14 protein-coding genes are annotated in these 13,626 nt (G+C 61.6%); 6 read left to right on the forward strand and 8 right to left on the reverse strand.

Going from position 1 to position 13,626, the window contains the following annotated elements; translation table 11 throughout:
• Genes AC2CHD_RS16050 through AC2CHD_RS16065 form a run of 4 tightly spaced genes read left to right on the forward strand, consistent with a single transcriptional unit; the run spans position 1 to position 3,372 of the window.
• Complete coding sequence (locus AC2CHD_RS16050) at positions 1 to 483, forward strand: TRAP transporter small permease (protein WP_484554485.1); 483 nt, start codon at positions 1 to 3, stop codon at positions 481 to 483.
• On the forward strand, positions 480 to 1,772 hold the full coding sequence (locus AC2CHD_RS16055) for a TRAP transporter large permease (protein ID WP_484554486.1): 1,293 nt from the start codon (positions 480 to 482) through the stop codon (positions 1,770 to 1,772). The genes AC2CHD_RS16050 and AC2CHD_RS16055 overlap by 4 nt, the downstream gene beginning before the upstream one ends.
• A gap of 11 nt (positions 1,773 to 1,783) precedes the next feature.
• Positions 1,784 to 2,938: an aminotransferase class V-fold PLP-dependent enzyme gene (locus tag AC2CHD_RS16060; RefSeq protein ID WP_484554487.1), complete on the forward strand. Its 1,155-nt coding sequence runs from the start codon at positions 1,784 to 1,786 to the stop codon at positions 2,936 to 2,938.
• Entirely contained in the window at positions 2,935 to 3,372 is a 438-nt protein-coding gene (locus tag AC2CHD_RS16065) for a hypothetical protein (protein ID WP_484554488.1), read from the forward strand. Before AC2CHD_RS16060 ends, AC2CHD_RS16065 begins: the two co-directional genes overlap by 4 nt.
• 9 nt (positions 3,373 to 3,381) lie before the next feature.
• On the opposite strand, the gene AC2CHD_RS16070 is transcribed toward AC2CHD_RS16065, so the two are convergent.
• The 8 genes from AC2CHD_RS16070 to AC2CHD_RS16105 form a co-directional block, all read right to left on the reverse strand.
• Entirely contained in the window at positions 3,382 to 4,089 is a 708-nt protein-coding gene (locus tag AC2CHD_RS16070) for a GntR family transcriptional regulator (protein ID WP_484554489.1), read from the reverse strand.
• Positions 4,090 to 4,167: 78 nt separating this feature from the next.
• A complete protein-coding gene (locus AC2CHD_RS16075) occupies positions 4,168 to 5,337 on the reverse strand; it encodes a pyridoxal phosphate-dependent aminotransferase (RefSeq protein ID WP_484554490.1) in 1,170 nt (389 codons plus the stop codon).
• Positions 5,338 to 5,416: 79 nt separating this feature from the next.
• Positions 5,417 to 6,679, reverse strand: coding sequence for an ABC transporter substrate-binding protein (locus AC2CHD_RS16080; protein WP_484554491.1), 1,263 nt, complete (start codon positions 6,677 to 6,679; stop codon positions 5,417 to 5,419).
• Entirely contained in the window at positions 6,676 to 8,013 is a 1,338-nt protein-coding gene (locus tag AC2CHD_RS16085) for an NAD(P)/FAD-dependent oxidoreductase (protein ID WP_484554492.1), read from the reverse strand. The genes AC2CHD_RS16080 and AC2CHD_RS16085 overlap by 4 nt, the downstream gene beginning before the upstream one ends.
• A 4-nt stretch (positions 8,014 to 8,017) precedes the next feature.
• Positions 8,018 to 8,962, reverse strand: a complete 945-nt coding sequence (locus AC2CHD_RS16090) for a branched-chain amino acid ABC transporter permease (RefSeq protein ID WP_229449561.1) — start codon at positions 8,960 to 8,962, stop codon at positions 8,018 to 8,020.
• The gene (locus AC2CHD_RS16095; protein ID WP_484554493.1) at positions 8,959 to 9,867 is read right to left on the reverse strand and encodes a branched-chain amino acid ABC transporter permease; all 909 of its coding nucleotides are present in this window, start codon (positions 9,865 to 9,867) and stop codon (positions 8,959 to 8,961) included. Before AC2CHD_RS16095 ends, AC2CHD_RS16090 begins: the two co-directional genes overlap by 4 nt.
• Positions 9,867 to 10,595, reverse strand: coding sequence for an ABC transporter ATP-binding protein (locus AC2CHD_RS16100; RefSeq protein ID WP_484554494.1), 729 nt, complete (start codon positions 10,593 to 10,595; stop codon positions 9,867 to 9,869). The genes AC2CHD_RS16095 and AC2CHD_RS16100 overlap by 1 nt, the downstream gene beginning before the upstream one ends.
• On the reverse strand, positions 10,592 to 11,422 hold the full coding sequence (locus tag AC2CHD_RS16105) for an ABC transporter ATP-binding protein (protein WP_484554495.1): 831 nt from the start codon (positions 11,420 to 11,422) through the stop codon (positions 10,592 to 10,594). The genes AC2CHD_RS16100 and AC2CHD_RS16105 overlap by 4 nt, the downstream gene beginning before the upstream one ends.
• Positions 11,423 to 11,505: 83 nt before the next feature.
• On the opposite strand from AC2CHD_RS16105, the gene AC2CHD_RS16110 reads away from it, so the two are divergent.
• Together AC2CHD_RS16110 and AC2CHD_RS16115 are read left to right on the forward strand one after the other, a co-directional pair.
• Positions 11,506 to 11,895: a RidA family protein gene (locus AC2CHD_RS16110; RefSeq protein ID WP_484554496.1), complete on the forward strand. Its 390-nt coding sequence runs from the start codon at positions 11,506 to 11,508 to the stop codon at positions 11,893 to 11,895.
• 385 nt (positions 11,896 to 12,280) lie between these two features.
• Entirely contained in the window at positions 12,281 to 13,606 is a 1,326-nt protein-coding gene (locus AC2CHD_RS16115) for a hypothetical protein (protein ID WP_484554497.1), read from the forward strand.
• The last annotated feature ends 20 nt before the right edge of the window (positions 13,607 to 13,626 follow it).

Here is a 13,626-nt window from a genome sequence, read left to right on the forward strand (position 1 = left end):
ATGGGGTTTGCCTCAAGGCTGGTCAGGGGCGTGGAGACGGCGCTGCGCGTCGTCGCCGCGCTCTGCCTTGCCGGCCTGACCCTGCTTGTCACCTTTCAGGTGGTGGCGCGCTATGGCATCGGCTCGGTGCCGATCTTCACCGAGGAAGTGGCGCGCTATGCCATGATCTGGATGGCGCTGCTGGCTGCCGCCGTTGGCGTGCGCGAGGCAAGCCATATCCGCATCGACTTCGTGCCGGGGCTGCTTTCAAGCCTCGCGCCGCGCCTCAATCTGGTGCTTGAGGCGGTCCTCGATCTTGTATCGCTGACCGTCTTTCTGGTGCTCATCTGGTATGGCGTGGACATGGTGATGTTCGCCGCCGGCCAGACCAGCGAAGGGCTGCGCCTGCCGCTTTCCTATCCCTATCTGGCGGTGCCGGTGAGTTTTGTCTTTGCAGCGCTCTTTGCCTTTCTGCGCCTCAAGGAGCGCGTCAGCCGGTCATGAGCGCGTCCCTTTCCGTTCTTCTCATCACCTTTCTGGGGCTGATCATTGCCGGGCTTCCGATCGCCTGGGGCATGATCGCGGCGGTGATCGCGTGGATGGCCTTTACCGGCCAATGGGCTTTTCTGCCCATCGTGCCTGAGCGGCTTTATCAGGGCATGGATTCCTTCGTGCTGATGGCGATCCCGTTGTTCATCCTCGCCGGTGAGCTCGTCAACGAAGGCAAGATCACCGACCGGCTGATCCATTTCGCCAATGTGCTCTTTGGCTGGATGCGCGGCGGGTTGGCGCAGGTGAATATCGGCGCGTCGATCCTGTTTGCCGGAATCACCGGTGTGGCGCTGGGCGATATTGCCTCGCTGGGACGCGTCTTCATTCCCGCCATGGTGAAACAGGGCTATTCCAGCGCCTACGCGGCGGCTGTTACTGCCTCATCGTCGATCATCGGACCCATGGTGCCACCCTCGCTGGTGGCGGTGATCTATGGGTCGATGACAGGGGTCTCCATCGGCGCGCTGATGGCGGCGACGCTCATTCCCGGTCTGCTGATCGGTCTGGCGCAGATGATCCTTGTCGCTATTCAGGCGCGGCTCAACGATTTTCCGCGCATCGAGACGGACCGCAACCCGGCCGCTGTCGCCTCGGCCACGGGCCATGCGCTGGTGCCGCTGATGATCCCGGTGATCATCCTTGCCGGCATGCTGGGCGGCATCATGACGCCGACGGAAGCTGGCGGCGTAGCGGCGGTCTATGCGCTGATTGTTTCACTGGTGCTGTATCGCAGCGTGACTCTCTCCTCGCTGGCAGTGGTGTTCAACCGCTCGGCGCTGTTCTCCGGTCAGCTTCTCATCATTGTGGGCTGCGGTGCGGCCTTCTCATGGGCCATGGGTATGGAGAACGTGCCGCGCATGGTGGGCGAGATGATCTCCACCTGGGATCTGGGCCTGATCGGCACCATGCTGATCTTCAACCTGATCCTGCTCGTGCTTGGCATGTTCATCGATCCGACCACGGTGATCATCCTGTTCGGGCCGCTGCTTTCGGCGGCGGCCGTCCATGCGGGCATCGACCCGTTGCATTTCGGCGTGGTGGCAATTCTCAATCTCAATATCGGGCTTTTGACCCCGCCGCTCGGCGTGTGTCTCTTTGCAGCCGAACGCATTGCCAATTGCGGCTTTGCGGCACTGCTGCGCGCCACGCTGCCCTTTCTCCTTGTCAATCTCATTGCGCTGGCGATCATCGTGGCCTTTCCCGGCCTCAGCCTCTGGCTGCCGCGCGCACTCGGCTTTTGAAGGATGGTTTCATGACTGCGACACCGCTTCCCACGGATGGGTCGGGCTATCTGCTCTATCACTCCATCGGCATGTATCCCGGCAAGGGCGCGGCGATGGCAAAAGCCTTTGCCGATTTCTCATATCTCTGGGCGGCGCTGGATGACGGGCAGTGGATGCAGGCGCTCACCCTGCGCGCGCGCTTCATCGATCTGTGGCGCGACCTGATCGATGCCGAACCCGGCACGATGACTTCGGCGGAGAATGTGACCACGGCGCTCTACAGCGTTGTGGGCAGCCTGCCGGAGAAACATCTGAAGGGTAAAACGCTGTTGGTGGCAGGCGACTGTTTTCCGAGCCTGCATTTTCTTCTTGCCGGGCTTGCGCCGCGCCTTGGCTTCACGCTGAAGACGGTGCCGTTGCGCGATGGCGAAAGCTGGGTGCGCGATGAGGATATGCTTGCCGCATGGGATGTGACTGTCGGCGTTGCGCTTTTGACCTTCGTCACTTCCACCTCTTCCCATCGCAGCGATGTCACGCGGCTCATCGACCATGGGCGCAAGATGGGCAGCCTCGTGGGCGTCGACATCACGCAGGGTGCGGGGCTTGTTCCTTATTCCGTGAAGGAGACGGACGCGGATTTCACCGTTTCCACCACCCTCAAATGGCTGTGCGGCACACCGGGGGCGGGCATATTGCACATGAAGCCGGAGCTGATTGCAGCGTGCAGTCCGGAGCTGCGCGGCTGGTTCAGTCAGGAGAATATTTTCTCCTGGGATCTCGACGCCTTCCAATATGCGGGCGATGCGCGGCGGTTCGACCACGGCACGCCATCGGTTCTTGCCTGCGCCGGCTCCGTGCCGGCGCTGGAATGGCATGCCGGGCAAGACCAGACGGCACTGCTTGCCCAGAACCGCGAACTGGGTGCGATGATCATTGCCGAGGCCGACAGGCTGGGGCTCGATCTGGTGACCCCGCGCGAAGACGAGAGGCGCGGCGGCAGCCTGATGGTGCGCCTGCCGGAGACTATCGATGGTGCGGGGCTGATCGACCGGCTGCGCGAAATCGGTGTCTTCACCGATTGCCGCGGGCCGATCATGCGGCTTTCACCGGGCATCGTCACCAGGCCGGAAGGGATCGAGGCGCTGTTCCGGCATTTGCGCGATGCGGAGGGGCTTGGGAGATGACCAGCGCTGCCCTTGGCCATTCCGTCACGGCCTTGATCGAGGTTTCTGCAGACAAGGCCTTTGCCTTCATGAAAGACCCGCTGCTTCTGGGGCGCTGGTCGCTTGGCTGCATGGATACCAAGCCGAGCGAAGTGGAAGGGGTGTATACCGGCACATCGCTGTTTGACGGCGGCACCGGCTTCTTCGAGATCGATGCGGATGAAAAGCGGCTGATCGTGGATTACCGGCTGGGGGATCTCAAACAGCGCCAGCCGCGCATTTCAGCGCGGATCATTCCTGCCGAAGTGTGCGGGCTGGAAAAAGGCACCTGCTATCTGACGCTTGATGCATGGCGTTCAGCCGGAATGGACGAAGCGCGCTGGGAGAGGCTTTGCCGGGCCCACGAGGCCGAGATCCTGCTCATCAAGAGCCAGTGCGAACGGCATTTTGCCTGAGCCGCACGTTTAAGCCGCTTCGCCCTCGCACAATTTGCGCAAGAGGGACTGCGTGCCGGTGATGTCGGCGATCATGTGGGTGCGTGCTTCTTCCGCATTGCGCTCTTTGAGCGCAGCAACAATGGCGTGGTGATGTTTCGAGAAAGGCTCGTGCAGGCCGGTGCCGAGCTTCGGTGCGATATAGGAAGACAGCATCCGCATATAGGGCCCGTAGCGCAGCCATAAGGAATCGATGAGCTGCATCAGCACATCAGAGCGCGATGCCGCGTAGATGGCGAAGTGAAAATCGCGGTTCTTGAGCAGCATCTCGTAGACTTCACCGGCGTCGTGGATGGATTCATGCGCCTCGACGAGCTGCTCCAGATTGGAAACTTCCACGTCCGTGATGCGCATGGCGGCCTGTTCGGTCGCCAAACCTTCGAGCGCCACCCGCGCCTGGCAGATATCGTCCAACCTGTGGGCAGAAACCGGTGGCACATGGGCAGAGCCATTTGCCGCGATCTCCAGCGCGTTTTCCGCGCCAAGACGCCGCAGCGCCTCACGCACCGGCATGGGGCTCGTGCCGAAAGTGGCTGCAAGAGCCTTGATGGTCATGATCTGACCCGGATCGAACCGGCCGACAATCAACGCATTGCGCAACTGATGGTAGACACCATCACCGATGGTGACCCGAGTGGAGACGGGCTGCAGGCCTTCCCCCAGTTGCAATTCACTCATCGCCGGTTCCTCGTTTTCTGCCGCACGGCCCCTTGATAGCCGTACAGAGGGCGAGGGTCCATATCTAGGATTCCCGCTCTACAGATCGTTGAAGAAGCGTCCGAGACGGTCCATCGCTTCTTCAAGGCGCTCGTGGCTTTGCGACCCAAAGCACACGCGCAGATGGTGTTCTCCGGCCGGACCGTAGAAACTGCCGGCTTCGACCACCACATCCGCTTTATCCAAAATGGCATCAGCGGCAGCCTGTGCGCTTAGCCCTGTTCCGCTGATGTCGGGAAAGGCATAGATCGTGCCTTCGGGGCGGGCACACTTCACGCCCGGCATCTGGTTCAGGCGGCTGACCACCATATCGCGTTTGCGGCAATCGTCGTCCACCATGTCCTGAAGGGCCGATGCAGGGCCTTTAAGCGCGGCGATGGCGCCGTATTGAATGAAGGTGTTGACGTGGGTCACCTCCGTTGTGGTGATTTTCATCAGGGCTGCAATCAGGCTTTGATCGGCGGCGATATAGCCAAGCCGCCACCCATCCATGGCGTAAGCCTTGGTAAAGGCGAACATGGTCACGGTCCGCTCCTTCATGCCCGGCAGGGACGCGATGCTGATATGTCTGGCATTGTCGAAAAGAATCTGCTCGTAGACTTCGTCTGCGATCACCCAAAGGTCATGCTCGATGGCCAGGTCGGCCACCACCTGCAATTCCGCATGGGTGTAAACGCGGCCTGTCGGATTGCATGGATTGACGATGGCGATCATGCGCGTCTTCGGCGTGATGTGCTTCTCGATCAGATCGCGCCTTATGGCAAAACCGTTCTCCCGGTCGAGCGGGGCCATGACCGGTTTGCCGCCGGCCATTTCGATCTTGCCCACATGCTGCGGGTAATAGGGTTCGAGAAGAATGCACTCCTGATCATGGTCGAGTAGCGCCATGAAGGCAGCAAACGAGGCCTGTGTCAGGCCATTGGTGACAATGATCTCGGAGGCCGAAACATCGACGCCATTATAGGTTCGCACCTTATCCGCCATGGCCTCGCGCAAAGGCAGAATGCCCTGTAGATCGCTGTAGTGAACCTGCCCGTCTCTGAGCGCCTGAATGGCCGCGTCCTTGACATGCGGCGGGGTGTCGTGAATGGGCTGGCCGAGCTCCAGATGAATGATGTCCCGCCTCCCGGTGGGGAGCGCGGCCGCCTTGGCAACCATGCCGTAGCTCTTCTTGGAGGTGTGGGTGATGCGTTTTGCGAAACTCGGCATGGAATTTCTGTCCTGTCATTGAGGCATTGAAACAAAAGGGCTGGCCGGGGTGCGGGGAGCGCCGGCCAGCCCCTGTCTGCTATTGCAGTTTTTCGAGTGCGGCATCGACGCGGGCCTTGTCCCAGCGGTCGAGCGTGGCCAGTTCGCCGTCCTTGACGCCGTAGATGAGGTAAGGGCCGGTCACATCGCCATTTTCATCGAAGGTGATGGGCCCGGTCGCGCCGACATAGCGAATGGGCTTGCCTTCAGCGATCAGTGCCTTGGCCTTCTTGAAGCCCTCGACGCCGGGATAGATGGCTTCGCCCTCGCCGCCGGTCACCTTGCGGATATTGTCGCGGATTGCCGTGCCATCGGCTTCGCCGGCCTGTTCCATCGCCAGCAGAGCGACGGCGGCAGCGTCATACATAACGTGGAGGCCGGGGCCGTTCGGATCGGAGCCCTTGGCGTCCTTCCAGCTCGTGTTGAAGGCTTCCACCGACTCGCCCTCAACCTGCGCATTGTCGATCCCATAGGCATTTTCGAGATATTGCGCACCGACAGATTCCACGAATTCATCCGCACGAAGCGCATTGCTGAGGATTAGGTTCTGGCTGCCGCCGAAGGAAATCCATTCGCGTGCGACGGTTGCGCCATCCGCAGGGAAGGCGACAAGGAAGAGGGCATCGGGTTCAGCCTGAAGCGCGGCATTCACCTCGGCGCGGTAGGAGGCCTGTTCCTGATTGTAGGGCGTGACGCCGGTCACCTCGATGCCCAGCTTCTCGGCATCTTCCTTGAAGCGGGTGGCGAGGCTGACGCCATAGTCAGAATTGACATGAATGACGGCAATCTTCTTGTAGCCCTTCTCCGCAGCGATGGTGGCCAGCACCGCCGCCTGCGGGCGGTCTGTCGGCAGGGTGCGGAACCAATAGCCTTGCGTGCCGCCTTCCTTGGCCAGTTCGGTGAAGCTTGGCGCGCTGGAGCAGCAGGAAATCTGGGTGACTTTTGCCGGCACCGTGACCGAGGTGAGAATCGGCAGCGAGACGCCGGACTGGATGGCCCCCAGAAGCACCGGCACCTTCTCGATCTCGACGAGGGTCTTTGCGGCATCGACGCCGACATTGGGCGAGCCCTGATCATCGCGCAGGATGAAGTTGACCTCGCAGCCATTCACGCCGCCGGCCTCGTTGAAATGGTCGATGGCGAGCTTGCCGGCATCGCCGATGGCCGAACCGATGGCCGCCATGGAGCCAGTGATGGAGAGCACCGAGCCGACGGCGATCTCGCAATCCTGCGCCTGTGCAGTTCCTGCTCCGGACAATATGAGCCCGGCCCCCATCAGGCCGGAAGCGATCAGTGATTTCATGTCAGTTCCCCTTTCATTGTGCTGTTTGTGGCGTGGCCATTCGGCCTGTTTTTCATTGTCCTCCGGTCGTCCAGCATCCCCTTCGCGAGATAAAAGCGCGGGGCGAGGCCGGCGAGGCGGCGGAAGGGAAGCGCGCGTGCGGGCGCGAGTGGCACGGGCAGAGTGTCGAGATCCTTGCCGGTGGCGGCATCGGCGAGCACATCTCCCAGCATGGTGGTGAAGGCGACACCGCGGCCATTGCAGCCGATCGCTCCGATGAAACCCGGTCCGAGCCGGTAGAGATGCGGCAGAAAATCGGTGGTGACCGCTGCCGTGCCCCGCCAGGCATGGGCGAGCAGGGGTCGATGGTCGAGCCCCAATTCGCTCACCAGGCGGTCGAGGATCTTCTCACCCATGCGGTGCTCGCCGGTAAAGGGGCTGAGCGCCATGCCTCCCGAGATCAGCCGGTTGGCGGCATCGAGCCTGTAGGTGAAGATATTGGCACGCGTGTCTGAAACGGGTTCGCGGTTCGGTGAAATGCGTCGGACGGCATCATCCGGCAAGGGCTCGGTCGCCATCTGGAACACGGTGAGCGGGAGGACCGCATGTCCGAGGCGCGCGGCGATGCCTTCCTCGGAGGCATTCGTGCACAAGACCACCCGCCGGGCGGCGATCTCCAGATGGGGTGTTTGCACAATCCATCCACCATCGCGCTCGGTTATGCCGCTGACAGGAGCGTTTTCCACGATGGTCGCGCCGGCGGTGTTTGCCAGACGGGCAAGACCATGAACATAGGCCAACGGATTGATCATGCCGCCGGACGCGTCATGCAATGCGCCATGATAGGCGGACATGCCGGTGCGCGCTGCCGTTTCCGGAACGTCCAGCCACGTGACCGGGCGGCCAAGCGCTTGCCAAGCGGCAACGCGCTTCTGCAGATCCCTCGCTGCGGCCTCGGAATGTGCCGGTTGCAGCCAGCCGGTTTGCTCTGCCTGTTTGCTAAGCCCCATGGCGTTTGCCAGGGAGAAGACGCGCTCGCCACCCTTGCCGACGAGGTCCAGCAGGGCCTTGCCTTTCTCGTCACCGAGGCGTCGAACCACCGTTTCGGGATCGGCCTTGGAGAAATTCGGCACCACGAAACCCGCATTGCGCCCGCTGGCACCGAAGCCGATTTCTTCTGCTTCCAGCAGGATGGTACTGACCCCGCGCGCTGCAAGTGTCATGGCTGTGGTCAGCCCCGCAATCCCGCCGCCGATAACCGCTACCTCAGCCTTTTGACTGCCCGTAACCCCGCGCAGGGCCGGTCTTGGGCCTGCTGTTTTTCGCCAGAGCGTATCGGGGAAGGTGCGCTTCATCGGCTCAATCCGCGTGTTTCGACACGGATTCGGCTTCGCCGATCAGGCCGCGCGGGCGGAAAATCAGCGTCAGCACGATCAGGAGGCCGATCAGGATCACCTGGATCGCTCCTCCCTGCGATTGATAGGCGACGGGCAGCAGACGGCTGATGGCAAGGCCACTCATGGCCCACAGAGCCCATACGCCCACCGCGCCGACAATCGCCCCGCGATTGTTGCCGCTGCCACCCACGATGAGCATGGCCCAGATCTGGAAGGTGAGGATGGGCAGGAAATCGAGCGGGCTGACATAGCCGATGAAGCCCACATAGAGGCCGCCGGCAAGGCCCATCAGAACGCAGCCGAGGACGAAGACTTCCAACCGCACCCGTGCGGGATTGCGGCCCAGAGAACGCGCTGCCGTCTCATCCTCGCGCACGGCTTTCAGAAGCCGCCCCCATGGCGAGCGCACCGCTGTTTCCAGCGCCCAGTAGACGAGACCGGCCATCACGGCGACAACGCCTAGATAAAAGAGGTTGTAGCTGGCGGGGCTGTCGAAGAGACCAAACAGTGGCCGCGGCAGGCCGACAAGCCCCTGCGCGCCGCCCGTCAGGCTCTCGAAATTGAGGGCAACGAGCTGGATCGAGATGGCAATGCCGAAAGTGGCGATGGCCAGATATTCCTCGCGCAATCGCAGCGTGGCGAGCCCGACGATCAGCGCCGCTAGCGCGCAGAGTGCCATACCGCCAAGAACGGCAAGCGGGAAGGGCAGGCCGAACCCGCCGATGAGATGGGTGCGGTCCGGGCCGACAAGGATCGCCGTGCCATAGGCACCGATGGCGAAAAAGCCCACCACGCCGGCATTGAACAGGCCCGTATAGCCCCACTGGATGTTGAGCCCCATCACCACGATGGAATAGGTGAGTGCGACGATGAGGAAGAAAACGAGATAGGCAGCAAAGCCGGTCATGATTTGCCTCCCCCGACTGTGCCGGCGAAGATGCCGGTGGGCCTGATGTAGAGAACCAGCAGCAGGATCATGAAGGGCACGGCCAGCTTGTATCCTGCGGGGATGAAGAGGACGGAGATGGATTCGGCAAGGCCGACGATCAGCCCGCCGATCACCGCGCCGAAGACATTGCCAACACCGCCAAGGATCGCCGCGGCAAAGAGCGGCAAAAGAAGGTGGAAGCCGATCTCGGGCCGTAGCTGTACGGTGAGGCCGTAAAGCACGCCGGCAATAGCGGCGAGCGAAGCGCCGATGATCCAGGTCCAGCGCACCACATGGCGCGTGTCGATGCCATTGACGCGGGCAAGCTCCGGGTTTTCGGCAAGGGCGCGCATGGACAGGCCCAGCCGTGTCTTCTGCAGAAAGAGATGCAGCGCCACGACGATCACAGCCGTCAGGCCAAGGGTGAAGATCTGGTCGGGCATGATGCGCAGGCCCGGCGCGACCTTCATGGCGATCTGCAGCGTGTTGGAATAATACTGCGCCGCGCCGCCAAAGAGCAGCAGGATCACCATGCGCACCAGAAGCGAGACGCCAAAGGAGCCGAACACCAGCGTCAGATGGTTGGCGCGGCCGCGCAGGGGGCGATAGACCAGCCAGTCGATGGCGAGCGCCAGAAGCGCCGTTGCCACGATGGCGACCAGCGTTGCCATGAGAAGCGGCACGCCGAAAGAGAAGGGCGCAAGTGGCCCCATGAAGGCGCCAGTCAGAGAGAGCACGCCAAGCGCCATGTAAGCGCCCCAGGTGACGAGTTCAGCATGGGCGAAATTGGCAAAGCGCAATATCCCCATGGTCAAGGTGAGCCCGATCGCGCCAAGCGCGATGATGGACCCGCTCAATATGCCGTCGGCAATGGCTTGCAGCATCAGCGTTTGCGCCCCCCGGCGCCCAGATAAATGGAAGTCACTTCGGGATCCTCGGCCAGAGCGGCGGAAGGTCCGTCGATACGATTGCGTCCCTCGGCGAAGACATAGGTGCGGTGGGAGATGGCAAGTGCTGCCTTGGCGTTCTGCTCGACCATCAGGATCGCCACACCATCTTCGACCAGCACTTTCAGCCGCTCGAACACCTCGCTCACCATGAGCGGTGAAAGGCCAGCGCTTGGCTCATCGAGCATCAGAAGGCGAGGTCCTGTAAGAAGCGCACGGGCGACTGCCAGCATCTGCCTCTGGCCGCCGGACAACACGCCCGCCTTTTTGTCGCGATAGCGCTTCAGATCCGGGAAGGCCTCATAGCCGCGCTCGATGCGGGTCTTGGCTTCCGCCTTCGGCAGGGCGGAGGCGCCGACCAGAAGGTTTTCGTTGATGGTGAGCGTGGTGAAGACATTGGCCACCTGCGGCACATAGGCCATGGAGGCCTCCGCCATGCGGTGGGTCGGCAGGTTGGTGATGTCGCGGCCATCGAGTCGTACCGTGCCCGAGGAAATGGTCAGCACACCCGCCAGCGCCTTGATGAGGGTGGATTTGCCCGCGCCATTCGGCCCGATGATGGTGACCATCTCCTGCGGTGCGACGGTGAGCGACAGCCCGTGAATGATCGGCAGGTCCGGCTTGTAGCCGGCGACCACGTCCCTGACGTCGAGAAGCGCGCTCATGCCACGGCTCCGCCGAGATAGGCCTCGATCACCTGCGGCTGCGCGATCACTTCTTTCGGTGTGCCTTCGGCGATCACCCGGCCCGTGGCCATGACCACGATGTGGTCGCAGAGCGACATGATGAAATCCATATTGTGCTCGATGATGAGGAAGGTGAGACCGGGCTTGTTCAGTTCGACGATGCGATCGACGATTGTGTCGAGCAAAGCGGGGTTCACGCCCGCGCCCGGCTCATCGAGCAGGAGCACTTTCGGGTCCGCCATCAGGGCGCGTGCAAGCTCCACCAGCTTTTGCTGTCCACCGGAGATGGAGCCCGCCAATTGCCGCTCCACCGGGGAGAGACCGCAAAACTCGATGATCTCGCGGGCACGCTCCCGGTTCTGCCGTTCCTCGCGTGCCACGGTGCCGGGGCGGACCCAGCTGTTCCAGAAACGCTCGCCGGCCTGGCGCTCTGGCACGAACATGACGTTCTCGAGCACCGTCATTCCGGCAAAGGGACGCGGGATCTGAAAGGTGCGGGCGAGCCCGTGCGAGAAAACGCGATAGGGCGGAAGCGAGCCAATCTCCGTGCCATCGAGCCGCACCGAGCCACCATCCAGCGCATATTCGCCGGCAATGGCGTTGAACAGTGTCGTCTTGCCGGCACCGTTCGGACCGATGAGACCGGTGATCTTTCCGGCTTCGGCCGCAAAGCTCACACCGTCGACAGCACGGTTCGCGCCAAATGTCTTCACCACGCCAGCGGCTTCCAGCCGGCCACGGCGCGCACCGTCTGTGCCGGTCGACGGTCCGGTTGCGCTGCCCCCTGGGGGTAGGCTTTCGCTCATGGGTTCCCCTTTTTGTTGCTTCTTGACCCAAGAGCCTATTTGTGATCACGTGATCACGTCAAGACATTTTGAGGTTGAAATTTATGAGCGACACGAAAAGGTGGACGATCAACTCCGGCTCCCGCTTTGAGGAGTTGGCCGGCTATTCCCGTGCGGTGATCGAGGGAAACTGGATTTTCGTCTCCGGCACGGCGGGCTTCAATTTCGAGGATGGCTCGATCTCCGACGATGCGGCGGAGCAGGCACGGCAGGCGCTGCGCACCATCGAAGCGACGCTTGAAAAGGCTGGTGCGGCCATGTCGGACATCGTTCGCGTCCGAGTTTATCTATCCAACCGCGAGGATGTGGTTCCGGTGTCCAAAGTGCTTGGAAAGACGTTCTCTGATCCACGCCCCACCAATACAACCATCATTTGCGGTTTCGCCGAGGAAGTGATGAAGGTTGAATTGGAAGTGACTGCCTTGAAACAGTGAGTTTTTGCCGTCCGTCTCAAGAACGAGTGCGGCCGGCAAAGCCTTCGTGATTGCTGGTAACCATCGCAGGCGGGACAGCCCCCCCCCGACGGCCGACCCTGCCGAGGTGCGTTTGCCCGTATGTGAGCATTGTAAGGCCTCGCGCAAAGCAGCGCCTTGGTGCCTGTGTAAGAAAAATCCACCTTCCCTCTTCGGCAAACGAAGTCGCGTATTTCATCCAGTGGTGAAATCGTGGGATCGCGGCAGGGCCCATCAGCCTGGGGCCTCTCAAGGTCTCTTGAAAACCATCCCTCGAGGCAGCCTCCCCCAAATGAGGGACGGCAGCCGTGACGAGGCAATGTATCTGCCAGTTGCCGACCGATACGATGGATGGAGATGACGCTAGATGATCCGGCAGTTTGTAAGCAGGGCAACCTGCCTGGTTTTCTCACTGGTGGTGAGCGCAGTGCTTGTTTTGGGGTCGATGGTGGGGGCGAGTGCGCAAAGCAAAGCCTCTGACGAAATTGCCGCCAGAAGTGTGGTCCTGTCTCTCTACACCATTAATTCCATGCTTGAGCAGCAAGGCGCGGGGCTCGAGGTGGGAAAGCAAGTCATGACATCCTTCCGCGCCTTTCTGGCACCGGAACTCATTGAGGAGATTGCCACGGGAAGCGGAGGATTCCGTCCTCTGGTCGGAGCACAGGAGGGCACTGTCGAGAACTATGAGTTGCGGATGGCGACGGATCAGCCAGGAGAAGGATCCGTCGTGGAGGCAGCGGTTGAGTCTGGTGGGAAGGTCCGATTGGTTTCGTTTGCGCTTGCGAACACGAGCGGGCATCCGCTGATCGTTCGGATATGGGGAGATGGCTGGTCCCTTGGCATGGGCGGCGGGAGCGCCGCGAGCGCGCCCTCGGGCAAACACTCTCCGAGCGAAGAACGACAGAAAGCGCTTGCGGCGGCAGATGAGAACGACACCGGAGCAGGTGCTCCTTCAGGTTCCAACGCAACGCTGGAGCTTCCGTTTCAGGATGAATTCGACGGAAAAACGCTGGGGCCACAATGGAGTGTGATCGGGGAAGCCGCTGACAAGTTCGTCTTGGAAAACGGTGTCATCTACCAGATCGCCACGGGTGGCGACGACAGTTTCCGCAACGAGGGGAGCGAAAACATCTTCCGGCTCGGCAAGGTGCCGGAAGGGGACTTCGATATGACCTTGAAGGGGCTTCTCGAAGCCAAGACGGGGAGGGAGGGCGTCTGGTTGGGCCTCTATGAAGATTCCACCAGCTTCCTTGCAGGTACTCTCCACGTCTATACGAGTGGGTGTGGTCCCTACCTGACCTTGAGGATCGTCAATCGGCAGCATGTCGCGGGCGTCGAAGAGCCCCTGACGAGTGAGTTTTACGACAATCTTTTCGACAAGGGGCCCATTCTCTCCGACTACTGCAGTGCCGGCAACCGAGACATCGGCGACGCCATACTGCAACGTCTCAACGAGAGCGGTTTCTCCCTGACCCTTTCCCGGCGGGGGTTGCACTATTTCGCGACAGCCGAAGTCAATCTGCCGGCATTCGGTGACAATCCGGGCGGACCCGTGAGCTTCAAGACACGCAAAGTCGCCCGCACAACGAGCGCCGGCAGCCCCGCATTCATGTTGGGTCAGCTTCAGCGCGCCCGAAACGGGGAATCGGTCGCACAATTCGACAGCTTCTCGATATCGGCGCCAGTCAATTGACCGCGGCCATCATGATGGGA

Source organism: Nitratireductor sp. ATLC21 (genome assembly GCF_057196525.1).

What these genes read in the sequence shown, in the direction of transcription:
- AC2CHD_RS16085 (WP_484554492.1), bottom strand. Translation starts at nt 8,013, where the DNA reads ATGAAGCGCACCTTCCCCGATACGCTCTGGCGAAAAACAGCAGGCCCA.
- AC2CHD_RS16080 (WP_484554491.1), bottom strand. Translation starts at nt 6,679, where the DNA reads ATGAAATCACTGATCGCTTCCGGCCTGATGGGGGCCGGGCTCATATTG.
- AC2CHD_RS16065 (WP_484554488.1), top strand. Translation starts at nt 2,935, where the DNA reads ATGACCAGCGCTGCCCTTGGCCATTCCGTCACGGCCTTGATCGAGGTT.
- AC2CHD_RS16115 (WP_484554497.1), top strand. Translation starts at nt 12,281, where the DNA reads ATGATCCGGCAGTTTGTAAGCAGGGCAACCTGCCTGGTTTTCTCACTG.
- AC2CHD_RS16095 (WP_484554493.1), bottom strand. Translation starts at nt 9,867, where the DNA reads ATGCTGCAAGCCATTGCCGACGGCATATTGAGCGGGTCCATCATCGCG.
- AC2CHD_RS16055 (WP_484554486.1), top strand. Translation starts at nt 480, where the DNA reads ATGAGCGCGTCCCTTTCCGTTCTTCTCATCACCTTTCTGGGGCTGATC.
- AC2CHD_RS16070 (WP_484554489.1), bottom strand. Translation starts at nt 4,089, where the DNA reads ATGAGTGAATTGCAACTGGGGGAAGGCCTGCAGCCCGTCTCCACTCGG.
- AC2CHD_RS16105 (WP_484554495.1), bottom strand. Translation starts at nt 11,422, where the DNA reads ATGAGCGAAAGCCTACCCCCAGGGGGCAGCGCAACCGGACCGTCGACC.
- AC2CHD_RS16075 (WP_484554490.1), bottom strand. Translation starts at nt 5,337, where the DNA reads ATGCCGAGTTTCGCAAAACGCATCACCCACACCTCCAAGAAGAGCTAC.
- AC2CHD_RS16090 (WP_229449561.1), bottom strand. Translation starts at nt 8,962, where the DNA reads ATGACCGGCTTTGCTGCCTATCTCGTTTTCTTCCTCATCGTCGCACTC.
- AC2CHD_RS16050 (WP_484554485.1), top strand. Translation starts at nt 1, where the DNA reads ATGGGGTTTGCCTCAAGGCTGGTCAGGGGCGTGGAGACGGCGCTGCGC.
- AC2CHD_RS16110 (WP_484554496.1), top strand. Translation starts at nt 11,506, where the DNA reads ATGAGCGACACGAAAAGGTGGACGATCAACTCCGGCTCCCGCTTTGAG.
- AC2CHD_RS16100 (WP_484554494.1), bottom strand. Translation starts at nt 10,595, where the DNA reads ATGAGCGCGCTTCTCGACGTCAGGGACGTGGTCGCCGGCTACAAGCCG.
- AC2CHD_RS16060 (WP_484554487.1), top strand. Translation starts at nt 1,784, where the DNA reads ATGACTGCGACACCGCTTCCCACGGATGGGTCGGGCTATCTGCTCTAT.